Below are 23,666 nucleotides of genomic sequence, written 5' to 3' on the forward strand. Positions count from 1 at the left end.
TACTTTTTTAACCAAAATAATTCTCAATTAAAACAGAGATAGGTATTCAATGAATACCTATCTCTGTTTTAATTGGATGCATTCAATGAGATTTTCTGGCAGGCTTAGAGCCGGCAAATTATTTAACCCCATAAACAAAGAATACGAGGAATATTTTTAAGATAGATAGGTCCTTGACCGGGTTGCTCCCCATCAATATCCAGCAGAATTCTTTCAGCTGAAGTGATGACTACGGAGCGGCCGCGCTGCACGCTAACCCCGGGGATCGAAAGATGAGTGCCTCGATAGATCTTTGGTATATGCCGTAAAATAGTCCAGGTTGAAAAGTCTCCTAGAGACACTATATCAAAAAGACCATCATCAAGTTCTGCATGTGGTGCGATCATCATTCCACCACCAATATAACGACCGTTTGCTACCATAATACTGTTGAGTCGACCATTACAGATTAGCTTTCCATCGATTTCACAGCTCATAACTTTATTACTGTAACGAAGTATGCTTACTACTGATCCAATAAGAAAAGATAGTTTACCTCCAAGCAACTTACTTTGCTGATTGACACGAGCAACTGTCTCCCCACCTAAACCAACGTCTGCAACGTTAAGGAAATAACGGTGGATCTGTTGTCCATAATTATCATCAAAGAGGACTTCCCCGACATCGATTTTTCGTTTTCGACCTTGTTTCAGAATATCGATAAAGCCCTCAATTCCTTTAGGAATTTTTAAGGTGCGAATAAAGTCGCATCCAGTACCATGTGAAAAAACGGCTAGCTCTGCCTGTGGGTTAATCAGCTGATTATTAGAGAAGAATCCATTAACTACTTCATTCATAGTCCCGTCTCCCCCGACAGAAATAATGCGAGTACACCCTTCTTTCAAGGCTTTTTGAGTGATATGAATTGCATCACCGGGTCCAGACGTATAAGTGAAGTCGATAGGATATCCTTCTTCTCGCAGTCGTTTCAAATACTGAGGCCATCGTTTAAGAGTACTGCCATTGGATGAATGCGGATTTACAACAGCGAACCAGTAGTTACTTATTTTCATTAAGAAAACTCTCCCTTTTGGCAGACACATATATCATGTACAGTCAGTTTATACTTTCTGACTAGTATTAGCGATAAAAAATGCCTATATATGCCTCATCTAGAGAGAATTCGACGTTTAAAATGAAAAATCCTTTTCGTTCGTTTACCCTCCATTGCAATTCTCTCTAAGAGTGTTCTTTATATGTTATCGTAAGAGCCAATAAGACAGCCATTTAAATTTCTTTGTTTAAACAGAACGTATCTGATTGATGCGTTGCATGACATCTTCTTTTACTTTGCGAAGGAAATCTTCTGCCCCAGCTAAGGTATCAGCTTTCACTGAGAAGTAAAATTTAATTTTGGGTTCTGTACCAGAAGGTCGTACCATCACAAATCCTCCACCCGCAAAAGAATATCTTAAAACATTTGACTGAGGAAGTTTGAGAGGATATGTTTGTCCTGTTTCATAGTTTTTGCCTATTCTCAGTTCATAATCGTCAAATCTTTCAATAGACATCCCACACAATTCATGAATCTCTTCTTGACGGAGTGAATCCATAATTAAAGCCATCTCTTCTTTTCCAAGTTTCCCTTCTAGGTCAAGGGACTTTTGGTCATCAAGGTAATATCCAAATTGTTGATAGATGCTTTCGAGAACAGCAAAGAAATTGCGTCCTTCAATCTGCTGATAATAGAGGGCAGCTTCAGCCAAGATGACAGAAGCGATAATTCCATCCTTATCTCGGACAAAATCCCCTGCTAAATATCCGTAACTTTCTTCAAAGCCAAATTCGAAGGTTCCCCAACCGCCCTCCTCCATTTCCTTTTCCTTTTCAGCGATGAATTTAAACCCTGTCAGAACATTTTCAACTCGAACATTAAAATATCTTGCAACTTCATCTGCCAAATCAGTTGAAGCAACCGTTTTAATAATCGTTGCATTATCAGAAAGGATTCCTAAAGCCTTTTTCCGAGATAAGATATAGTATGTTAACAGTATTCCGATTTGATTCCCTGTAAGCTGTATATAGTCCCCTTGAGGAGTACGTAAGGCCACCCCCAAACGATCCGCATCAGGATCTGTAGCTAGAAGAAGTTCTGCTTTCACTGCATTTCCATATTTTCGAGCAAGTTCAAACGTTGCCGGAATTTCTGGATTGGGATACGGGACGGTTGTGAATTCCGGATCAGGATGCTCTTGTTCGAGAACAACATTGACCGAACTGAAACCGAGTTCAGACAAAGCCCTTCTGACTAGGATATTTCCCGCTCCGTGAAGCGGCGTATAGACGATACTGAGTTCCTTCCCTTTTTTCTTGTCGAGATCTGGGTACAGTGCCAAATTCCTGACACGAGCAAGATAAGGTTTATCAATTTCTTCTCCAATTATTTGAAGAAGTCCACATCGCTTAGCTTCTTCAAGGGATAGAGGTTCGAGTCCCAACCAGCTCTCACGGGCTTCTATGCGGGCAAGAATTTGATCTGCTTTTGCAGGAGGCACCTGTCCTCCATCATCCCAATATACTTTGTACCCATTGTAGATTTTAGGGTTGTGACTCGCTGTCACAACAATCCCAGCCAAAGCACGCAAATGGCGGACCGTAAAGGAGAGTTCCGGTGTGGGACGAAGTGAATCAAAAAGATATACTTTGATTCCGTTCTTGGCAAGCACCAGGGCGGCCTCGATAGCGAATTCAGGTGAATACCTGCGCGAGTCGTAAGCAATCACAACCCCTCGTCGCATTCCTTCTTGCCCATGATCACAAACACATTCAGCCAACCCCTGGGTTACTTTCCGAACAACATATTTGTTCATTCGATTTGTGCCTGCGCCAATAATACCTCTTAACCCACCTGTACCAAATTCTAGATTCGTATAAAAACGGTCCTCAATTTCTTGTGGATCGGTGATTTCTCTTAGCTCTCGCCGTGTTTCTTCGTCAAAATAGGGGTCTTCCGTCCATAAGTGATAACGATTTTGAATACTCACTCTGACAAACCTCCCATATCGTTGTATTATCGACATAATTAGATTTTCATGACCTCACTGAGATTGCCTTATTGGATAATCTTCCCTTTTAAGCGAGTATAACATAACCTTGTTAAATTTAACAAATTATCATAACGAGGTAAGGCACTTGGTAAAATAGAAATAAGCCCAGTCTAAGACTGAGCTATAAGTACTGGAGAAATTATAACACCAACAAGTCCAGGTCCTGTATGGACCCCCATGACCGGACTGATCTGATTGAACAACAATTCTTTAATATTTGGAAGTTCTTTAGCATTTTTCCACAGCTTACGAGCTTCCTGTTCTGCTCCGCCATGTACAATAGCCACATTATATTGTCCATCCTGAGTACTTTCAATGAGTATATCGTATAATTTTTTGAGTGATTGATCTCTGCCGCGGACTTTCGAATATGTAATATATTTTCCTTCAGAATTTATAGAGATTATTGGTTTTATGTTAAGAAGCTCTCCTATGGTACCTGAAACGTATCCGATACGTCCACCCCGTTTTAGATACTCCAATGTAGATAAGACAAAATATAGTTTAGTCTGCTCCGAAACTTTCTTAGCTACCTTGAGTACAGCCTGAAAATCAATAGATTTTCGAAGCTCTCGAGCCGCCTGGAGAACTGGAAAACCGAGTCCCATGGAAAGCGCTTTAGAATCCAAGACTTCAATTTCCATTTCCTCATAATCTTTGGCTACCTGACATACAGTTTCATAAGTACCGCTTAAACCACTTGATATGTGCATTGTGAGAACATGAGTAAACTTCTCCTCTCTTAGTCGGTCAAACAAATTAGCGATTTCTGCTGGAGAAGGTAATGATGTTGTAGGAACTTCAATATCCATATTGTCATATACCTCATTTGGACTGATACTGACCCCATCGAGATACTCTCGATCTTTATACACAACGTGCAAAGGAAGAATCTCAATCCCAAACTCCTTAGTCATATCTGAGTCTAGATCACTTGTACTGTCTGTAACGATTGCAATTTTTGGAAGGCTTAAAGGTATTGAAGTTTCTCGCATGAGGCATAGTTCCTTTCCATCAAAACTGTAATATTTTAATAATTAGTATATCATAATAGCTAACGATTCGACTAGAAAGTTTTTGTAATATTAGGATATCAAAAGAGTTTGGGTAGCTATACGCACTTCTTCCAATGAAGCCGGAGAAGCTTCAATATCTCCGATTTTATCGACTCCACTATATAAGCAAGCTTGAGAATATTGAATGTCTAACATATGAAAAAAAGTTTTAATGGAACGCTCGGCACACTCAAATACATTTGGGAGACGTGTTCCCGCCGTAGAAATAAAAAGTCCTATTCGTTCAGGTCCAGCTGGATTTAGTAGCGTTTGATTAAGAAGATACTTGCGTGCCCAAAACGTTTGCATTCGATCAATCATTGTTTTAGTTTGAGAATTGACCCCCATAAAATAGATTGGTGCGGCTAAAATGAATCGGTCAGAGTGAATTAGCTTCTCTTGAAGCTTTAGGATGTCGTCATTTATTACACAAATTCCTTTGGCAGAGCAAGCACCACATCCTTGGCAGGGATTGATTTTTAAGTCAGAAAGATAAACCACCTCCGTGCTATGACCCTCGGCCTGGGCAGTTCCAATTCCCTCTAACAGCAATTTCGTCGTATTACCGTTGCGACGTGGACTGCAGGCTATTCCAAGTACTGATAATCCCATATGTAATTTCTCTCCCATCAATTTTAGTTTCTAGCGTGTAAACAAAATATAACTCATCCAAATATAAAAGCGAGGTTCTTAATTATTTAAGAATCTCGCTTTTATATTTGGCTCTTTCCGAATGGGTTTAAGCTCATTAGGTTACACTTTAGGATTAGAATCCGGGTCAAAATACCGCTCCCTTTCTGTAACTACTTATCCTTCTTCATGAACTTGCCTTAGGGTCTGAGTAGACTTAATGGGTTCCAGTCCAACAGACTCTAAAATTGCATTAATCATTAACTGCTCTTTTTTCGTCATACGCATTCTGTCCTTTCATTTTTTTAACAACATTTTAATTATATACCTTCTTTGAAATAATTACAAGTTTTTCGAAAATTAATAATTATTAACATCTGTCGTTTAAAACGAACCAAAATGACCCCGCTTTTGTGTTATTTCATCCGGACTCTATTACCCTATGTGCAGAGAATGCGGTTTATGACAGTTCAATACACATTTCTAGTTGTTTGGCACTAGGGTTAATTCCATGAGCCCTGAGAAAGGTGGAAATCCAATCATTAGGTTGATTAGTAAGTGAGAACGATGGGCCTGACCATTGAAGTATAGTGGGAAGAACTTCTTCTGTTCCAGCTAAATTCGCTCCCCAAATATCAAGCAAAAGACCCGATTTTTCCTCTGCAAACAAGGCACCCGCAGTTTTAGTTTGATTAATATAAGCTAAAAGGTTACCATGTCGTCTGAGATACCCCTCTCTTCGTTGCCAAGCCGGATTAAAAAAGGCATGGTTGCGATTTTGAAAGTATTCGTCTACCGATATTAGTGCAACCGGATGTATCTGAAGCATCTTATCGTTAAAATCAGAGATGTTTTGAGCACGATAAACATTAAGTTGACGCACATCGACAAAACCGACGGACTGATAGATTTTTCTCGCGTAATTCTGTTCCAGTACTTCAAGATAAATCCGTTTAAGAAAAATACTTTTTGCAATATTTAACTGAGAACGTAACAGGACTGCAAAAAGGCCATTTCGTCGGTAATCAGGATCAATACAGGTGCCAGCAATCCATCCATCTTTATCATCTATTGACAGCAAAGTAAACCCTACAACACGATTATCAACAAAAATGGCAACAGAACGCGACAAAGAAACTTGACTCAATGCAAGCCAAGCTTTCATATGTTCTTGTTTATATGCCATATTATAATAATACCCGAGCCAACAACGGTTCCACATCTCAGTAATATCTTGCAAGTTAAAACCTTCAAGAGTTTTTATGTAAACATTTTTAATATTAATCGTCAATTTAATCCCACAATTCTTTTATAATAGATGGTCATCGCTTAACTTTCTATATGGTATGTCAAATATCCTTCAACCTTAAGAAATACCAGCTAATATATTTTAGAGGTTGATTAATATTTGCTTATCTCTTGCTATTTACTTATAGTAAGAATCACCAACAGAAATTTGAAAGGCGGTCTGACATAATGAAAACTACATTTATTAATGACTCCGAACTAACCTTCGCTCATGAACTCTTGCATTTTATTGAGGAAAGCCCATCTTCCTTTCATGCCGTGGAAAGTGTTAAGAAATTGCTGGCTCCTCAGGGATTTCAAGAGTTATCTCTTAACAGGAAATGGACCTTGACTCCGGGCGGGAAATATTTCATAACTCGTAACTATTCAGCACTGATAGCCTTTTCGGTTGGCATGGGTGAGCCAGAAAAACATGGATTTCGCCTGATTGCAACGCATACAGACAGCCCTGCTTTCCGTATTAAGTCCTTACCTGAAATATCAGTAGAAGGTCATTATCTCAAATTAAATATTGAAACGTACGGAGGTCCAATTCTTAATACCTGGTTAGATCGTCCTCTTTCTTTAGCTGGTCGAATTATTCAAAGAGGAGAATCTCCCTTTTCTCCACAAACCAAACTCTTCCATAGTGATCGACCCTTACTTGTGATTCCCAATCTTGCGATTCATATGAACCGCAAAGTTAATGAAGGTTTAGAATTAAATAAACAGAAGGATATGCTGCCTTTATTAGCTCAAGTTACTAAAGACCTACATAAAGAAAATGTTTTAATTCATTTCCTTGCTGAAAGCCTGCATTGTCTGCCTGAAGATATTATTGACTTCGACCTATTTCTTTATGAAGCTGAAAAGGGTTGTCTTGTCGGGCTTCAACAAGAGTTTATATCAAGCGCGCGTTTGGATGATCTAGCCATGATTCATGCAGGAATATGGGCCATTGCCAAGGTAAAACAATCATTGTCCACTCAGGTCCTTGCCTGTTTTGATCATGAGGAATGTGGAAGTATATCCAAGCAGGGGGCGGCATCTCCTCTTCTGTCTCATGTGCTGGAACGAATCCTGCTTGCTCAAAAGAAAAACCGAGAAGCATATTTCCAAGCCTTAGAGCATTCATTTCTTATTTCCGCTGATATGGCCCATGCGCTTCATCCCAATGCCAGTGAGATGCATGATCCTAGTAATCGTCCTATCTTGAATGGCGGCCCAGTGATTAAAACTAGTGCTAATCAGAGCTACACTACTGATGCAGAATCTGCCGCAATATTTTCTGCCCTCTGTCAATTAGCAGATGTACCTGTCCAGAAATTTGTCAATCGTTCTGATGAACGAGGGGGCTCTACCATTGGCCCGATATCCAGTACACACCTCGATATTCGTTCTGTGGATATTGGTAACCCTATCTTAGCAATGCATTCTGTACGCGAACTCGGGGGCGTGAAAGACCACTTAGCTGCTGCAAAAGTCTTTAGTGCGTTCTATGAATCGGTTTAAAGCCTAAATCTGTTCAATAGTGTTGTCTTTCCAGTTCAATTCTTCTCCGTGCTGGGCATTTCTCTATTTCCCCAACCGGCAGAGAATTCCAGAGTTACTAGTTTTGGGGCAGTTAATCACTTTTACCTGTTTTTTCAAAAATTCCTTTTCTGTTGATCTAACTCGTAAACTTTGGCAATAACACTGGAAAGCTCATCTCCAGTAAAGGGCTTGACAATATATTCTCGTGCTCCGGCCATCATTGCCCGACGCAAATATGCCTGTTCTCCTTGTACCGACATAATAATGACAGAGCATTCCGGAGCACGGTGGGCGAGTAACTCTGTTGTACGCATTCCGTCCATTTCCGGCATGTTAAAATCCATCAAAATAATATCAGGCCTGTTTGCTTCTGCAAACAATATTGCTTCAGAGCCTGAACCTACATCACCCACGACTTCAACATTATCTTCAAACTGGAGAAGCCGTCGGATGCTGTCCCGGGTGTCACTGATATCGTCAACAATCAAGATACTGATGTGTCTCACAGTAACCCCTCCTTACTTATAGTTATTAATAAACCTGGTCTATGAATATATTTTCAGCAAAACGTATTTTGGCAAATTCTGTATTTACCGGGTTCTATAACAAATGCAGATTAACTTTTTCACTGCTGAGTGTGACACTCATTGCTCGAGGAACGCTCAATGCTACATCCTGAGCTCTAGAGTGTTTACGGTCACGAGTGTATATTTGCATTTGAGTCAATTATTATCGATTGTCACCCACGCATCAACATGATCACGAAATAATGGCATAACCTACCGACACATACTGTACTTGCCAGTAACTTCTCCCGACACTACTCGTCAACTTTAGCTCTCACCATGAACTGTATTTAGTAACAGTACAGTTAAATAAGCCGAAAAAATTATTATGACTTTTTGTTCTCACCAGTGGTGAAGGCATCAATACTAATTTGAATCCTAATGCAAGGTTTTGACTCCATAGCAAGCCCCTTGTGTCAAGAAACCCTACTGCAGGCAGTAGGGTCCTTTTTATTCCATGTAAGTTAGGCTAGGGCTTTCGTGGCAAATATTTAAAGCTGATGTCAGCGTTGCTACTAAGGCATTAAATAGTGTGCTGAGTTGACCGCCTATGGCTGTTAAAGCAAATAATAACTCCAACCGCTACGAGAGCGATAACGAGTCCCTCCCCTGTCATTGCCAGACCCATGAAATCCTTCAGTCCTTTTTAAACTTGTCTTCCTTTTAATACCTCCCTTTTTAAGTATTCATATCTTCTTAATTTAATTATAGTTACTAACCGTATAAAACCATATAAGGCAATAGTCGCAAAGTTAATATCAGTAAGTCCTAGTCTTTAGTCCTAGCTTAATTATTTAAATTCTATTGTTGTAAGCGCAATTGATTTTGATCCGATACATAAGGATATAATAGAAAATTCACCTTTTGCTAAGTATGCAATCAATGGGAGAGAGAATAGTTATTTTTCCTGACAGACAAAAAAGATAGGGCTGTTAGATAGCTCTACCTTCCTTACCATTATCTATTTGATTAATCTTCGGAGTTATTCTAGTTTTTTAACAGATGTACTGATTGAAGTAACCTATTGAATGCTTGAGATACATTTCTGCACAAAATCCGGCGCGAAGATACTGCTTACTGCTATGACATTGTCAGTTAATGGACTAAGCGGCAAGAAGATCGCTACGACTTCATTAAAGTTATAGATTCTTTCTCCGCTTGACTGACAAATCAAATAACCCTTCTGATTAAATAAGGTTTCAAGTCTCTGCATGCCAACGATCCGATTGGGAAGTGTCTCAATATCATTGTACCTCAACGTGCCCACCCCTGTCTAACAGACCATTGCCCATCATTTCTGACTGGTATCGGTCTCTTGCTTTCCAACTAATTACAATTATAAGACTGTAGGCTTATTATTATGCAGGAAAAGCCTTATTTATTACATATTACCTTACACTTGCTAATACTGGTATATTATAGGACAACTCCTAAAGGGAGCATTGACTAATATTTGGTATTTAGTTTATAATTAAATTGCTCGAAGTACTTGAGGATTTAGACAAACTTCTCGATTGCCTAAGGCTGTGGGAAGATTCTGAACTTCCCATGTCGCGGGTAATAAAATTTCGGAGGTTTTTTAATGTTTAGTGACAAAATATTAGTTTGCAAAGATTGTGGTCGTGATTTTGAATTTACAGCTTCAGAACAAGAGTTCTATGCGGAAAAAGGGTTCACCAATGAGCCTGGCCGTTGCCCGGAGTGTCGTGCTGCCAGAAAAGAACAGAATAGAAATAACAGTGGTGGCGGTTATTCTCGTCAACCTCGTGAAATGTTCCCAGCTATTTGTGCTACTTGTGGAAAAGAAACCACTGTACCTTTCCAGCCTTCCGGCGATAGACCTGTATATTGCAGAGAATGCTACCAACCAAGATCACGAAACAATTGGTAAATAGAGCACTTGTCCTTTCATGAAAGTATAATCACAGATTTTCATTCTTAATGACTAGTATAAAATGAATCCCTTCTCAGGCTCATGCCTAGGAAGGGATTCTATTTTTTATTTATCTAAAATGTCCAATTCTATAAGTTCATGATAAAGCTCCTTGCGTCGATCGGCCAAGAAGAAACTATCTCGCATAGAAGTACGCTCGGGGCGGCGAATATGGTTAATCCGCTCAGCCGAAAGGATGGCAGTATATATGCTCTCATTCTCGATTTGCACCTGCTCAACTAGGTCCCCCTTTGGACCTATAACTAAAGTTCCGCCACTAAATTTTTTTGATTTCCCGTTACTTCCTACTAAATTACAGGCACCTATATACACAGAATTATCATAAGCTCTTGCTCCAAGGTAACGTAACCAAAGCTCTTTTCGATCTCCAGCTACTAAAGGTGAAGCATGAGGCGCAAATAAGACCTCGGCACCTTTAAGCGAATAGATTGCAGCAGTTTCGGGAAAGTGCCAATCCCAACAAATACCTACTGCGAATGAGGTACCGTGGGCTGAGAAAACCGGAAAATGATCTCCTGGAGAAAAGTACTCTAATTCACTCCGACCTAAATGTACTTTACGATAAACCTCAAGTTCCTCTCCTGGAGATAAGATAACCTGCGATATGTAAGGTCTATGTTCTCCTGATCTTTGCTCAATCATACCAACCAAGAGAGTTATCCCTAAGTCCGTTGAGCATTCTCGTAATTGTTTAATCCATTTACAATCCAAGGGGTTGGCAATTGCTGTTGCATCATGTGGCGAATACCCATCTAAAGCGCATTCCGGAAAACACAACAGCGAAATTTCCTGTTTTCGAGCAATTTCGGCTAATCGAGTTATGTTCTGTAAATTCTGTTCAGTCTCCCCTACCATAGACTCCATCTGAACGAGTCCAATCCGACAGTCCTGTTTCATATAATCTTGTACTCGCCCTTTCTTCACTCAATCAATTAAAATCTTATTCAAGATCCACTAATTCATTGTAATCCCTGCTTAGAACATCAGACAGCAACCTATGATCGTGAAGCAGGTTAATTAAGATGCGTTCATCTTTAGTCTGTGTAGTTCGGGCATTGGTAAGAATACTAAGAGGGCGATAAATAGGCGCATCTTGAATTTTCAAAGTCTTAAATAACTTCTGGTCCCCTTCTCGACTTACAGTCAATGAAGAAATTATAGTTATTCCAAGTCCCGCAGAAACGAGCTGCTTAATCGCCTGAGTACTTCCGAGTTCCATTGCTACATTTAACTGCTCAGGATCAAGCCCTCTCTCTTGTAGAGCCATCTCCATTACCTTACGAGTTCCCGATCCATCCTCGCGTGTCACCAGACGCTCATTTGGAAGTTCTGCAAGTGTAATGCTTTTCCTTGAGGCCCAAGGATGAAAATTAGCAATTACGACTACCAACTCATCCTCCCAGAAATTCTCGACATTTAAATCTTTATGCTGAGGGACTGGCCCCTCAATTAACCCAATATGCAATTTTTTTTCAAGCACATCCTGAGAAATTGACTCTGTATTAGCAATCTTTACTTTGAAATCTACGTCAGGATGAGTTTTAAACAAAAACGCCAAGATATTGGGAAGTATATATTCTCCGATGGTTAAAGTGGCTCCGAGATATATCAACCCTCTCTGATCTTTTGCTAAGGCACTTATCTGTTCTTTCGCATTTGATAATATGTCTAAAACACTGCGAACATGGGCATAGAAAATTTTACCCTCTTTAGTTAAAGTTACACCTTTATTGGTTCGATCAAAAAAGCGGGCACCATATTGGTTTTCTAAATTTTGAATTTGCAAACTTATACTGGGTTGACTCATGTGCAGCTTTTTAGCGGCTAACGTAATGTTTCTAGTTTCTGCAACCTCTTTGAAGACAAGAAGGTGTTGTTCCATGATTAATGTATCCCCTTCCCTAGATCTCTATATTAGCTCTCCACTTTAGTTCCTGTTATAAATATTTCCATCCATAATATTCACAATCATAGTATATAAATAATCTATAATACCCAATACTGGTAAGTTTGGGTTTGTCCATTAATCATAAGGAAATATAATGATTGACATTCTTACTCATCCAAGACATGAATGATTCAATTTCAATTCTAAAATGAAGCTTATCACTATTATAATATCATCCAAAGGACTTATTAGCCAGATATAGACTCATCTTTTCAAAAAAAAGGTTTGAAAATCTATTAATAATACTAAATTTAAAAAAGCTTTCCATTTGGAAAGCTTATATATTAATTAGTATAGTCATTTTTAATACATAAAACTAACGATTGTTTAAGGAGCGTATTAGCTTAATAACTCATCTGCCTGTGCCCACTTAGACCTGTGGTAATTTACAGCTAAATTCATCATTCCTGTAGCCCATTCGGGACAGCCTAAAGCATGAATATGATTATATGCAGCAAATACATTTTTATAACAAATCCCATCATGCTGCCCATCAATTCCATGACCGCGCTTAACAATTAACCCGAATTTCACATGCGGCGCTAAGTTAATCACTTTAGAGTTATGAAATTCATGCCCCCTAATTTCTGCCTTTTTCTTAAACCAGGACTGGTCAGGATTGGTTTCCATAATCGTATAGCCATGTCCCTGCGGTTTACCTTCCATTTGAGTGTCAAATGGCAGTAAACCAACCATCTCATAGTTCTGAGAAGACGTCCGAATAGAGCGTCCCAAGTACATAAGACCTCCACACTCTGCATAAATTGGCAAACCCTTTTCTCCGGCTATTCTAATGTCTCCACGCAAAGTTTCATTTCCCTCTAGTTTTGCTGCAAAAATCTCTGGAAAACCTCCGCCAATGTAGAGCCCATCAAGATCACCGGGAAGTCGAATATCTGTAAGAGCACTAATAGGAATCACTTCTGCTCCTAGTCCTTTTAATGCTTCTATATTTTCCGGATAATAAAAACTAAAGGCTGCATCCTGAATAATCCCTATTTTTGCTTTTAAACCCCTATTTTTTAAGGAGCATTCAGCTGTTAGGTTAGGAACGATAGATTCTGAGAAAATCGGGAGTTCAGGTGCGCTTCGAGCTAACGTTAAAATTCTATCTAAATCGACATGTTCACTGATTACATCAGCAAAATAATCTAGCAATTTTTCTGTTTCATCAAACTCACCTTTTGTAACAAGTCCCAGATGACGATCAGGGATACATAAGTTTACATCCTTTGGAATTGCACCTACTACAGGAATTTCGCAAAATTTTTCGATAGCTTCTTTAGCCATCTTCTCATGACGAACTCGGGCAACTTTGTTAAGAACAACCCCAACAATTTGAACATCCGGATCAAAGTGCTGATATCCCATTACCATTGCAGCTATACTCCTAGTCATTCGAGTAGCGTCTACAACTAACAATACAGGTGTACGTGTTACCTTGGCTATTTCGGCAGTTGAACTGCTTCCTTGTAAATCCAGTCCATCATAAAGTCCCATAGCACCTTCAATAATAGTAATATTTTTTTCAACAGATTGATCAAATATGGATTTGCATATTTGATTTCTTTTCATGAAGAAAGAATCCAAGTTGCGACAGGTATAACCGGCTGCCGCAGTATGCCAACTGGCATCAATATAGTCTGGTCCCTTCTTAAAGGGCTGTACTGCCATTCCTTGCCGTGCAAAAGCTCTGAGTAATCCCAAAGTGAACGTTGTTTTTCCACTTCGCCCCTGAGGTGCTCCAATTACTAAGCGAGGGAGATTTTTGTTATTCTGTTCATTTAGTGATAATGATAACATAATACCCACACCTTTCTTGGAGATTTTATTCAGGATAGAGTACGCAAGGCCTATCTCAAAATGAATTTGGATAGAATGAAGATAAAATTGACCACCCTGAAACCCATCCCCATAATGCAGATATGAATCAGCAGAAACAGGGACATGGGCATTTAGGATGGTCTATAACGCTATGATAACAATCTTTATCTCTGGCCCATCAGAAGATCAGGTTTAATCTGGTGTTTGGACCTTTCCTTTAAGGCAAATAAATGTTGTTGTAATATAGAGATATTCAACGAGGTCTTCAGCAGTAAGTTCCTTTACTGCGTTATCCACATCGCTTTTTGTCGCACCAATAGCTACTGCGACATCTCTACTCTTAGCTTTTTGGACTTTCGCAAGGTATTCTAGAACCTTGGCTTTGACTTCGGGATCTGCTGGTCCTCTTGCCATTTTAAATACCAACTTTCTAAATTTTTCCTAGATTAGTACTTAAATGATGCTGAAGTACGGAATGTCTCTCTGGAGAAGATATAATCATCAATCAACATATCTGAGAACGGTAGCTCAGCCAAGCTGAAGAACTTCTCCCAACCAATCCGCTCAACCCACTCACCCACACGCTCACCTTTACGAGCGTTAGCAATCCAGAGTTCAATAATTTTACGAATTGCTTCAGTTGTCTCAGGCCAACGAGGAGCAGTATTCGGCAGGAATGGAATGACCATACGTGAGAAACTCGGTGCTGAACGAGCATTAGAGGTTTTACCACCAATAAGAATCGCAATTCCATCGTTCTTAGGATCATATATTTCCATTCCTGGAGACATTGTATAGCAGTTACCACAATACATGCATTTATCTTCATTGACGATAACACTCTTGTTCTTAGGATCCGGACGAATAGCTCCTGTCGGACAGCTTGCTACGAGACTTGGAATCTCTGTACCTTTGCGAATAACATCATGGTTGATACGAGGTGGAGTTCTGTGAACACCAACGATCGCAATATCACTGCAGTGTGCAGCTCCACACATATTTAAACAACAAGCTAAGCCCATTTTTAATTTAGCAGGGAGTTTCATGGTGTTGAAATACTCATATAAATCGTCCATAACGGCTTTAACAACACCTGATGCATCAGTAGCCGGTGTATGGCAGTGTACCCACCCTTGTGTGTGTACGATGTTGCTTATGGAACGCCCGGTTCCGCCAACACTTAAGCCTTCAGCTTCTAATTTCTCGAGCAATGGGTTAAGTTTAGCGTCATCTGAAACTAAAAATTCAATGTTATTACGGGTTGTCCAGCGAAGGAATCCGTCGCAATATTCATCAGCGATTACGCAAACGTCGCGGATAAAATCAATACTGACAAGACGAGGAGTACCCACACGTACACTGTATAGAGTTGCGCCACTTTCAGCAACATGCTTTAGTACACCTGGACTGGGAATCTCGTGATATTTCCACTGTCCATAGTTTTCTTGTACAATCGGAGGAAGCATCTTTTTATAATGCGGAGGTCCTTGATCTAAAACTGCCATTATTATCCACCTCTCGTTAGCTACTTATTTTTTTAATAATTAGAGTTTCGATCCATCGAGTGCCGTTCCACTTCTGTCAAGATCATCTTGATTCCAGAACACATATGGGTTTGCACGTGGGCGGAAGACCATTTGCGGTACAGGCTCGACTTCAATTCCCTGAAGGAATTTAGTCATTCCTAGACGATAAATAGTCTCACCTATCCGCTCGCGGGATTTACCGTGCTCATCCCACCACTCCCAAATACGACGCATGAGATCTTTAAATGGCTCGAAATCATCTTCTGTTTCCATCTTCATGAAAGGCACAATAACCCAAGACATGAAAGCTGACTGAACGATCGTCGATTTACCACCGATTAAAATAGTAGCACCCTTTTCTTTTCCTGCACGAATAGCTTTAGGCATCATATTAATACAATGCATGCAACGTGTGCAATCTTCACCGACTACGCTGAGTTCTTGAGTCTCTGCATTGAATGAGAGACACTTGGTTGGACATTTGTCACAAACCATTTCTTGAATATCAAATTTATTAGCTACGTACTCTTTCACAGCGTCTTGGTCAATTCTTAAAGTATCGCGCCAAGTACCGATTACAGAGCAGTCAGATCGAGCAATAGAAGAAGTACAGTCATTTGCACAACCGGAGAACTTAATTTTGCTCTTATATGGCCACATAGGACGATGAAGCTCATCCATGAATTCGTTCGTAACATTATAACATGCCTCTAAGGTATCATAGCAAGCATGTTCGCAACGGCCTGGTCCAACGCAACAGTTAGGAGTTCTTAGGCAAGATCCTGAACCACCGAGGTCAAATCCTGCTTCACTAAACTCGTCGAAAATTGGTTGAATTTGATCAGTTTTGCACCCTAAAAGAATTATATCTCCTGTAGAGCCATGCATATTGGTTAAACCGCTACCATGTTTCTCCCAAATATCACATACTGTACGAAGTGTTTTCGTGTTGTAGAACCATCCCGATGGTTGAAGTAAACGGATCGTATGGAACTCAGCAACATTAGGATAAGTTTGAGGCTCATCGACATAACGGCCAATTACGCCACCGCCGTAACCTCTAACTCCAACAATTCCACCATGTTTCCAGTGTCCTCTACGCTCTGCATAGGATCTTTCCAAGACTTGGAGCAACTCGCCTGCAGCTTCACTCTTCACCGCAGCGCGCTTAATTTCCGTCACAAAACTGGGCCATTTTCCTGTTTCTAGCTCGTCCAGTAGTGGCGTTTTCTTTTCTGTCATGGCACACCCTCCGTCTTCTAGTTTATGGGATTACTTACATTTCAGTAATACTGATAGCACCAGTTGGACAAACTGATGTACAGCTTTCACAACCCATGCACTCTGATTCATCACCAGTTACATGAGCCTTGTCCTCACTAAAGCCAAGCAGGTGAGCTGGGCATCCTTCTGTACATGAGTCACATCCTGAGCACAGATCTTCATCGATTGATACAATAAACACAAATTACACCTCCTTAAACTATTAAAGAGAACAAACAAACATTGGACACTGGGAAACTTTTCACTTGTGTAAATTAACACTAGTCCATGTACTTAATTTAACACCTTGAGTTCCATTCGTACAATATATAATACAGATTGTACTATATCGAAAACTAATTATCAACAAGTTATAAAGAAGTAAGGATTTTTACTTAAAGAAAGCTTTCATGACCGAGATCCCCTCCTTGGAGAAAAGCGACCTCTTTTGGTCCTTTTAGCATGCAAACTGCTTCATATCCTCTAATCCCTAATCCACAAACTGTAACAATTAATGAATCAGTTTGGATCTCTTCCTAACGATCCCGTAATTCACTCGATTGGCAGAGGACTGGCTTCAACCTCTTCTAACTCACGTGCATCAAGAATATACAGTCATTCTCCGGCTTTGAGGCGTTTTTGAACCGTTTCCGCAGTAATTCCTTTGGCTAACCCCAAAGGCATATTTTCCATAGTGTTGCGACATGAATCAGAACGTCAATAGCTGTGGCAAATGGCGGTGCATAGGGTAATAATGATTCAAGTCAAAGGCCTGGAGAACAGACGTTCCCTCGACTGGCTCAAAGTGCGTATTCCCCCAATATGATCTGCTATAACCCTCCCTACTTTCAACTTTGAATTCTCCTCCAATACTCGAGGTTCTAGGCTCGCTACTCGAGAGGTCGACCTCGAATTACTTTCTTAAAAAAATTCATAAATCAACCTAATTTCGAATCAATTCTGAAATGGTCCATTCTAAAAATCATAGATTAATACCGACAGATCGCCTATTCTAGAAACTCAAGAAAAGGTTTTTTCAAACTCACAAGAGCATTTACCATAAGTTCAACTAAACCGCCATACTGAAGGTTGTACTTCTCGGTTGCATCGTAATGTTCAAGAAGACCTCTCATAGCCCCTTTGCAGTTAGAACAAGGTGCACAGATGTATTTAGGAGTTGAGGTATCCTCCATAGTTCCTTTAAATGCTCCAAGAATCTGGTTGAATTTCACCCGTGAAGCAACTTGTGTTCTAAACTCAGGGAAATTAGCAGAATTCATGATAGCGAATCCGCTTCCTCCGCCACAACAATAGTTGTCTACACCATGGGGAGTCATTTCTCTAAACTGAGGACAAATAGCTTTAAGGACATTACGTTGTGGTTCCACAATTCCCATTTGTCGCACGACATTACATGGATCGTGAAGAGTCACTGGAAAGTTATTCTTACTGGGATCAAGGATTAAACGTTTACTCTTAACCATATCCCAAAGAAGAGGTAAACAACTTTCCACCGGAAGTCTATCAGTACCCATACGATCAGCTGTAATCATTGAAGCCTTATGAGCGTGACCGCACTCTGCCACTACTAGTCTCTTAACACCAAAATCTTTGGCAACTTTCATCTGCATCGTAGCAATTTTCTTAGCCTGAACATCATCATACCAAAGACCGTAGTTTACGCTATCATACCCCATAATTTCACTGCTAAGGGTCCAATTTAAGCCAGCCGCATCAAAGAGAATGGCGAAAGCAACAGGGTTTTCTGGCCAGGCCATAAACTCTCCCGCATTATGCAACACTAAGATATCAGCACCTTTTTTGTCTACCGGGAATTTAAGTTTAATACCAAATTTCTCTTCAGTATCTTCCTCTAAAAACTCCAGAGTATCTAAAAAGGCTGGTTTACTTAACCCGGTTGATGAACCAGTTTTAATCTGCAACATCGTCCCTTTAGTATGAAGAGGAGTCGGGGCAATACCCATTTCTTGGCTGAAAATCTTGCGAATTTCTTTCGTGAGGATGGCGTTATCCAATCCCAATGGACATGTTTGAGCACAACGACGGCAAAGATTACAGCGATAAGCTAATTCTCCCAGCCGAGCAATCGTTTCCCAATTCACATCGATATCTGCCCCTACAAAACCTCCAAGAAACTTGCCGCTCGTGGTAAAATACTTCTTTACGATTTTTCGCAAAACCTCGGAGCGGTAGATCGGGCGATACAGTTCATTGTTTCCTGCTGCTGTATAGATATGACAGGCATCTGAACATGTATTGCATTTCGCACAGTATTCGAAGGACAATAACAACGGTTGCAGAACACCATTATTAGCATCGGAAAAGATTTTTTCTAACCCGCTGAGAAACTTTCGAACGAATTCATCTTCTTCCTCTTTAGTTTTTGGGCGAGTAAGGGTATCAATTCCTATATAACCATCTAACGACGTGCAGTATTTCTCTTTCCAGGCAGGTTTAGGATCAGTCAAAGGGGACTCCATCCCTGGTTTATCATATGGCGTTAATAAAGGTATAAGATTGTCCAGCTTGATTAGTTGCTCATCTGAACGCCCCATATCCTTTGGACGTAAATCTTTTTGATCTAACATACTTTGATCCCTCTTTCCATAAAGTTAAGACACACGAATCAGCGTTATTTCTCGGGTGCAACGGGTGGCTTAATATGAGGAGCAGACCATGAGGTGGTCGGACGGAATGACGCTGCATTTTTCACTTGTTGCTCAACACCACTCCCTTTGAGATTCGGGTTATTATCCCACAGAACCTTATGGAACGTAAAATACTTGCCAACATAGTGGCTCATTTTGCTGATAGGAATATAAGTTAACATAATGCCTACAAGGACAACATGTAATGTGAGTAAGCCATCGGCAACAAAAGGCGTAAAAGTAACAAGGTTTCCAGTTACTTCCCTTGCATAGCCAAAGGATAAATCATTTCCCCATGTAAAAATTCCTGTAATGAGTGCAACAAAAATCAATAAAAGATTAAAATATTCTTGAGGAGTTGTATATTTTTTCAACGTATTATCGAACGCTCTGCGAAGAAACAGCATCCCTGAACCCAAAGCACCCAAAGCAAGCCCGATATACCCAGTCACAATGGAAAGGTAGAAAACCAACAGCCCTAAAATACTTGAACTGTCAGCTGCGACAAGAATCCCATTGAGTTCAAACATCGCTCCTATGACCAATAAGATTGTCCAAGCCATTATCAAGTAAATTCCTAAATGTAACGCGTAAGAAATCCACCAGAAAGGACGCTGATTTTCAAATAATTTTTTAATAAAAATAATTTCTTTAAGCATTTCAATTATTTCTCTTATATGAGAAACTTCATGTGGTTTACTCCACCAAGCCGTTTCCTCGAAGTAGGAGCCTCCGTGTTCATACCCCTTTTCTTTAGGGACAGGATAGAGATCCATTCTACCATGAAAGGGCATTCCAGCAAATTGATACGCTTTGTAAACAGATATTCCTAGGAAAAGAACAATGGATAGATACGCAATAATACTAAGAATCACAATCCCAACCTCCTTCTCTTGTTATCCATGCACACTTTATCTTAAGTGAGTTTGTATGGCTTGTAAAATTATCATTTCTCATTATACTATCGCAGAAATTGATGACTGTGTAAATTAGTACCTTCTAAAAAGATAACGGTTTCATTACAATTTTCTTTAAATTTTAAAACGATAAAGAACATCTCCGAAGAAAATACCTCACAGAGATGCTCCTCATATTTTGATTTGTTTTTAAAAGATGACTCCTAGAGCGATGAGAATAAGGATAGCGATTGAGATTATACCGACACCAATATAACTCCCTACACCACAGCCGACTCCGTATCCGTACATGAAAGCTCCTCCTTTCAAAACAATTATGCTTGATTTTTACTAGAATACAATTCCCATTGCTATGAGTAGAAGGATAATAACCACTACAACAGCAATTCTGGATAACCAGTTAGGTCCATGTGCTCCTTCGACAACTCCACCAAATGCCATTATATATTCCTCCATTTCCTGTAATATATGGTAAATTTCTCAATCCAATGTATGCATAGTGAAAGAAAAATGTTACCAAATTATGGAAGTTAAAGCTTGACTTAAATCATAAATCTTTTTCAGAAACTTTATTATCCTATAGTTTTGGTATAACATATAATTGGATTTTAAGTAAGCCGAAAAAAATTAGGAGGAAATCAATGAAAGCACTGATTACGTTAACTTCTAGTGAGTCGAAACGACTAATTGCAAAAGGGATAAAAGGAATGTCCAGTATACAGAATGCGATGGAAAAGCATACTGTCATAGTAGCTGGCGGTACGACGAATGCCTTTATAGCTGAAGAGTTACTTGGTATACAGCTTGAGGACAAAACCAGTTATACAATGGGTATCGTCACTGGAGGAGAGTTAGGAGTGAGTAAGTCTTCAAAAAAAACACCTCCCTATGTTATTTCTAACGGGCAGTCTCAAGAAATTTCTTGGAAAGATTACTTACCTAAATTGCAAAGAGGAGACGTTTTTATCAAAGGTGGTAATGCCGTAGACCACACCGGCTTAGCAGCGGTAATGGTTTCGGATTCAATGGGAGGAACGATCGGAGCAGCTCAAGGGATCCTTTATGCCCGAGGTATCGAATTGATTGTACCTATTGGGCTAGAAAAAATGATTCCAGATGTGAAAGCAGCTGTTGAATTTATGACTAAATCTTCAGTCGACGAAGCGATTGGAAATAAGGTTGGTCTTGTTCCAATGGTTGGAGCAACTGTTGTCACAGAATTGTTGGCTCTGGAAATTCTCTATGACCTTGAGGCGCGCTGTATTGCTGCGGGTGGAGTTGATGGTTCAGAAGGTTCTGTGACGATTGCTATTGAAGGGCTTGATGAAGAAGTTCAGCGGGCAATTAAGGACATAAAATCTTTAAAAGGTGAACCCCAAGTGAAAGTTCACAAGATTGATTAAACAAAAAGCTGTCTCAATAACTTTTTTTTAGTTTTTGAGATGGATAAGGATCAATAAGCTACTTTCCGACTAATTCTAAAGATGGGTTGTTGTTTCATGAACGTTTTTACATCATCAACTACAACCCATCTTTTTAACTTTTTTAATTATTTAGCATATGACGCTCTTGGAGGACGAGGACCAAAAAATTGAAAATAATGACATTCCAATCGACCATTATAGAGCTTACGACTTTTATCCCAGCGTCGCCCAATTAACCTTTCCGGGAATTGGTAAGTAGTAAGCATATGAAGTGACCAGTCATCTAATCGATTAAACGTTTCACCAAGTTCAAGATAAAGTCCTTCCACATCTTTGATATCCCCAAGCCGTTCACCATAAGGCGGATTAGCTATCATGTGTCCATATTTAAATCTGGACCTGACTTCTGCCACAGGTAATCGTTGAAAATGTATAACATCATCTACCTCCGCCTCAATAGCATGTGTGCGAGCCAATGCCAGAGCATTAGGGTCAATATCAGAACCGTAGATATGTAATGGAGTATTACGTTGCCAAAGATCTAAACCCTCCTGCCATGCCTCTTGCCAAAGCACCTTAGGAATACGCGGCCATTTCTCAGCTGCGAAACTCCTTTTAAGGCCTGGCGCTCGGTTTTGAGCTATAAAGGCTGCCTCAATGGGAATAGTTCCAGTTCCGCAAAAAGGGTCAATTAAGGTGCGATCCTTGTTCCAGAAGCTAAGCTGAATCATAGCCGCAGCTAAAGTTTCTTTGAGAGGTGCTTGCCCTGCAAGTTCTCGATAACCGCGTTTATGAAGACCTGCCCCTGATGTGTCAATGGTTAATGTAACCTTATTGTTTAGCAAAGCAACTTCAATCTGATATCGAGGCCCAGTTTCTTCAAACCAACTTCGGCCGTACGTTTCTTTAAGGCGTTCAACAATCGCTTTTTTCACTATGGCTTGACAGTCTGATACACTAAACAGCTTCGATTTTATAGATTTTCCTTGCACAGGGAAATTCGCATTTTCTGGCAACCATTCTTCCCATGGAAGGGCTTTTGTTTGTTGAAAAAGCTCTTCGAATGTCCGAGCTTCAAATGATCCCATTTTTAATAACACGCGATCAGAACTTCGCAGCCAAAGGTTTGTTCTGCATATTCCCAACTCATCTGTTGTAAATGTGACTTTTCCATTTTCCACGACTAATTCTTCATACCCAATTTTTTTCAGTTCACGAGCAACAATGGATTCTAAACCAAATGCAGCTGTTGCAATCAGCTCAATTTTTGCCATCTGGATCAACCTCTCTCAATTCAAACGGTAACCCTCCACGGTTGACCGAAAAAATTCACTTAAACTTTTCTTTTACTATCATAAGTTGTGTTTGTCCAAATGGCAAGTTAGTTAAGTGTCTATACTCTTAATTCCATTTTTTACAATATCCTCAAATTGATCCATATAGATTATCCTTTTCTTAATATGTTCGATAATCAGTTATAACTATTCTTAACCAAGAGCATTACTTTTAACCATTACTCACTAACCGCATCTACTTTTATTCCTACCGTCATAACTTCTAAGATCTCATTTTCTTGAATATTTTCCGAAACTATGTCTGCCAAGGGCTGGGATACCCATACCCCTCTTTTATTTTCTTCCACTTTCCACGACCCTTCAAGAATAGTTTCTGCAGATTGTTCTCTTAGTGACTCTTTCATAAGTTCTACAAGATGATTTAACATTGAATCATCATAATCTTCAAGGTAACATTTACATATGCGCTCAGTGTTCTTATCATTAACCCTCTCTTTTTTAATTTTCTCGCTCGAAATTAGATTACTAAAGTTTCGCACCCCTAAAGTTCAAAATTAGCCACTTTTCCGGTTTAAATGCTCATGTTTAATTAAAGCCAATCAGCATTTATCTGGCCTTTTCAATCACTTTCATCTGTTTATGCAGAAAAGAATTCTCGAAAAGTTCCTTTAAATACTGAAATTCAATGG

Annotated in this window: 21 protein-coding genes; 3 read left to right on the forward strand and 18 right to left on the reverse strand. The window is 39.7% G+C overall.

The genetic code is table 11. The features are described from left to right. Positions 1–122 precede the first annotated feature (122 nt). The 5 genes from LJE72_RS12635 to LJE72_RS12655 all read right to left on the reverse strand — a co-directional run bounded on the left by LJE72_RS12635 (position 123) and on the right by LJE72_RS12655 (position 6,062). Positions 123–1,052 carry a diacylglycerol/lipid kinase family protein gene (locus LJE72_RS12635; protein ID WP_229247941.1) on the reverse strand — a complete coding sequence of 310 codons (930 nt, stop codon included), beginning with the start codon at positions 1,050–1,052 and terminating at the stop codon, positions 123–125. A gap of 228 nt (positions 1,053–1,280) precedes the next feature. Beyond that, positions 1,281–3,059: a phospho-sugar mutase gene (locus LJE72_RS12640; protein WP_248286344.1), complete on the reverse strand. Its 1,779-nt coding sequence runs from the start codon at positions 3,057–3,059 to the stop codon at positions 1,281–1,283. Positions 3,060–3,196: 137 nt separating this feature from the next. After that, positions 3,197–4,081, reverse strand: coding sequence for a DegV family protein (locus tag LJE72_RS12645; protein ID WP_229247945.1), 885 nt, complete (start codon positions 4,079–4,081; stop codon positions 3,197–3,199). A gap of 90 nt (positions 4,082–4,171) precedes the next feature. Then, the gene (locus tag LJE72_RS12650; protein WP_229247946.1) at positions 4,172–4,753 is read right to left on the reverse strand and encodes a flavodoxin family protein; all 582 of its coding nucleotides are present in this window, start codon (positions 4,751–4,753) and stop codon (positions 4,172–4,174) included. A 478-nt stretch (positions 4,754–5,231) separates the two neighbouring features. Beyond that, complete coding sequence (locus LJE72_RS12655) at positions 5,232–6,062, reverse strand: GNAT family N-acetyltransferase (RefSeq protein WP_229247948.1); 831 nt, start codon at positions 6,060–6,062, stop codon at positions 5,232–5,234. A 185-nt stretch (positions 6,063–6,247) separates the two neighbouring features. On the opposite strand from LJE72_RS12655, the gene LJE72_RS12660 reads away from it, so the two are divergent. Next, a complete protein-coding gene (locus tag LJE72_RS12660; RefSeq protein WP_229247950.1) occupies positions 6,248–7,570 on the forward strand; it encodes a M18 family aminopeptidase in 1,323 nt (440 codons plus the stop codon). 134 nt (positions 7,571–7,704) lie between these two features. On the opposite strand, the gene LJE72_RS12665 is transcribed toward LJE72_RS12660, so the two are convergent. Continuing rightward, on the reverse strand, positions 7,705–8,097 hold the full coding sequence (locus tag LJE72_RS12665) for a response regulator (RefSeq protein WP_229247952.1): 393 nt from the start codon (positions 8,095–8,097) through the stop codon (positions 7,705–7,707). A gap of 1,081 nt (positions 8,098–9,178) precedes the next feature. Continuing rightward, positions 9,179–9,415, reverse strand: coding sequence for a hypothetical protein (locus tag LJE72_RS12670; RefSeq protein ID WP_229247953.1), 237 nt, complete (start codon positions 9,413–9,415; stop codon positions 9,179–9,181). Positions 9,416–9,739: 324 nt separating this feature from the next. On the opposite strand from LJE72_RS12670, the gene LJE72_RS12675 reads away from it, so the two are divergent. Then, on the forward strand, positions 9,740–10,048 hold the full coding sequence (locus LJE72_RS12675) for a zinc-ribbon domain containing protein (RefSeq protein WP_229247954.1): 309 nt from the start codon (positions 9,740–9,742) through the stop codon (positions 10,046–10,048). Between the two features lie 108 nt (positions 10,049–10,156). On the opposite strand, the gene LJE72_RS12680 is transcribed toward LJE72_RS12675, so the two are convergent. From LJE72_RS12680 to LJE72_RS12720, 9 genes are all read right to left on the reverse strand, one after another. After that, the gene (locus LJE72_RS12680) at positions 10,157–11,008 is read right to left on the reverse strand and encodes a nitrilase-related carbon-nitrogen hydrolase (protein WP_229247955.1); all 852 of its coding nucleotides are present in this window, start codon (positions 11,006–11,008) and stop codon (positions 10,157–10,159) included. 43 nt (positions 11,009–11,051) lie between these two features. Continuing rightward, a complete protein-coding gene (locus LJE72_RS12685; protein ID WP_200797885.1) occupies positions 11,052–11,993 on the reverse strand; it encodes a LysR family transcriptional regulator in 942 nt (313 codons plus the stop codon). Positions 11,994–12,398: 405 nt separating this feature from the next. Continuing rightward, entirely contained in the window at positions 12,399–13,862 is a 1,464-nt protein-coding gene (locus tag LJE72_RS12690) for a cobyrinate a,c-diamide synthase (protein ID WP_229247956.1), read from the reverse strand. Positions 13,863–14,075: 213 nt separating this feature from the next. Beyond that, positions 14,076–14,297, reverse strand: coding sequence for a hypothetical protein (locus tag LJE72_RS12695; protein ID WP_073029409.1), 222 nt, complete (start codon positions 14,295–14,297; stop codon positions 14,076–14,078). Between the two features lie 32 nt (positions 14,298–14,329). Beyond that, on the reverse strand, positions 14,330–15,388 hold the full coding sequence (gene dsrB / locus LJE72_RS12700) for a dissimilatory-type sulfite reductase subunit beta (RefSeq protein WP_229247957.1): 1,059 nt from the start codon (positions 15,386–15,388) through the stop codon (positions 14,330–14,332). A gap of 39 nt (positions 15,389–15,427) precedes the next feature. Beyond that, positions 15,428–16,651 carry a dissimilatory-type sulfite reductase subunit alpha gene (gene dsrA, locus LJE72_RS12705; protein ID WP_229247958.1) on the reverse strand — a complete coding sequence of 408 codons (1,224 nt, stop codon included), beginning with the start codon at positions 16,649–16,651 and terminating at the stop codon, positions 15,428–15,430. 34 nt (positions 16,652–16,685) lie between these two features. After that, on the reverse strand, positions 16,686–16,874 hold the full coding sequence (locus tag LJE72_RS12710) for an ATP-binding protein (RefSeq protein ID WP_007784269.1): 189 nt from the start codon (positions 16,872–16,874) through the stop codon (positions 16,686–16,688). 805 nt (positions 16,875–17,679) lie between these two features. Then, the gene (locus tag LJE72_RS12715) at positions 17,680–19,281 is read right to left on the reverse strand and encodes a (Fe-S)-binding protein (RefSeq protein WP_229247959.1); all 1,602 of its coding nucleotides are present in this window, start codon (positions 19,279–19,281) and stop codon (positions 17,680–17,682) included. 44 nt (positions 19,282–19,325) lie between these two features. Beyond that, a complete protein-coding gene (locus LJE72_RS12720; RefSeq protein ID WP_229247961.1) occupies positions 19,326–20,216 on the reverse strand; it encodes a respiratory nitrate reductase subunit gamma in 891 nt (296 codons plus the stop codon). Positions 20,217–20,899: 683 nt separating this feature from the next. Here LJE72_RS12720 and LJE72_RS12725 point away from each other — a divergent pair. Further along, complete coding sequence (locus LJE72_RS12725; RefSeq protein ID WP_229247963.1) at positions 20,900–21,661, forward strand: hypothetical protein; 762 nt, start codon at positions 20,900–20,902, stop codon at positions 21,659–21,661. 146 nt (positions 21,662–21,807) lie between these two features. Here LJE72_RS12725 and LJE72_RS12730 read toward each other — a convergent pair whose 3' ends face one another. Then, on the reverse strand, positions 21,808–22,956 hold the full coding sequence (locus tag LJE72_RS12730; protein WP_229247965.1) for a THUMP domain-containing class I SAM-dependent RNA methyltransferase: 1,149 nt from the start codon (positions 22,954–22,956) through the stop codon (positions 21,808–21,810). Between the two features lie 239 nt (positions 22,957–23,195). Further along, positions 23,196–23,405, reverse strand: a complete 210-nt coding sequence (locus LJE72_RS12735) for a hypothetical protein (protein ID WP_229247967.1) — start codon at positions 23,403–23,405, stop codon at positions 23,196–23,198. Positions 23,406–23,666: the final 261 nt, after the last annotated feature.

Origin of the sequence: Desulfosporosinus shakirovi, from assembly GCF_020595055.1 — a bacterium.
In the GTDB taxonomy this organism is placed as follows: Bacteria; Bacillota; Desulfitobacteriia; order Desulfitobacteriales; family Desulfitobacteriaceae; genus Desulfosporosinus; species Desulfosporosinus shakirovi.

Excerpts from the sequence above, each read along its gene's own strand:
- LJE72_RS12725 (WP_229247963.1), top strand. The coding sequence starts at position 20,900 with ATGAAAGCACTGATTACGTTAACTTCTAGTGAGTCGAAACGACTAATT.
- LJE72_RS12660 (WP_229247950.1), top strand. The coding sequence starts at position 6,248 with ATGAAAACTACATTTATTAATGACTCCGAACTAACCTTCGCTCATGAA.
- LJE72_RS12735 (WP_229247967.1), bottom strand. The coding sequence starts at position 23,405 with ATGTTAAATCATCTTGTAGAACTTATGAAAGAGTCACTAAGAGAACAA.
- LJE72_RS12635 (WP_229247941.1), bottom strand. The coding sequence starts at position 1,052 with ATGAAAATAAGTAACTACTGGTTCGCTGTTGTAAATCCGCATTCATCC.
- LJE72_RS12680 (WP_229247955.1), bottom strand. The coding sequence starts at position 11,008 with ATGAAACAGGACTGTCGGATTGGACTCGTTCAGATGGAGTCTATGGTA.
- dsrA (WP_229247958.1), bottom strand. The coding sequence starts at position 16,651 with ATGACAGAAAAGAAAACGCCACTACTGGACGAGCTAGAAACAGGAAAA.
- LJE72_RS12730 (WP_229247965.1), bottom strand. The coding sequence starts at position 22,956 with ATGGCAAAAATTGAGCTGATTGCAACAGCTGCATTTGGTTTAGAATCC.
- LJE72_RS12650 (WP_229247946.1), bottom strand. The coding sequence starts at position 4,753 with ATGGGATTATCAGTACTTGGAATAGCCTGCAGTCCACGTCGCAACGGT.
- LJE72_RS12690 (WP_229247956.1), bottom strand. The coding sequence starts at position 13,862 with ATGTTATCATTATCACTAAATGAACAGAATAACAAAAATCTCCCTCGC.
- LJE72_RS12675 (WP_229247954.1), top strand. The coding sequence starts at position 9,740 with ATGTTTAGTGACAAAATATTAGTTTGCAAAGATTGTGGTCGTGATTTT.
- dsrB (WP_229247957.1), bottom strand. The coding sequence starts at position 15,388 with ATGGCAGTTTTAGATCAAGGACCTCCGCATTATAAAAAGATGCTTCCT.
- LJE72_RS12685 (WP_200797885.1), bottom strand. The coding sequence starts at position 11,993 with ATGGAACAACACCTTCTTGTCTTCAAAGAGGTTGCAGAAACTAGAAAC.
- LJE72_RS12640 (WP_248286344.1), bottom strand. The coding sequence starts at position 3,059 with ATGTCGATAATACAACGATATGGGAGGTTTGTCAGAGTGAGTATTCAA.
- LJE72_RS12695 (WP_073029409.1), bottom strand. The coding sequence starts at position 14,297 with ATGGCAAGAGGACCAGCAGATCCCGAAGTCAAAGCCAAGGTTCTAGAA.
- LJE72_RS12715 (WP_229247959.1), bottom strand. The coding sequence starts at position 19,281 with ATGTTAGATCAAAAAGATTTACGTCCAAAGGATATGGGGCGTTCAGAT.
- LJE72_RS12645 (WP_229247945.1), bottom strand. The coding sequence starts at position 4,081 with ATGCGAGAAACTTCAATACCTTTAAGCCTTCCAAAAATTGCAATCGTT.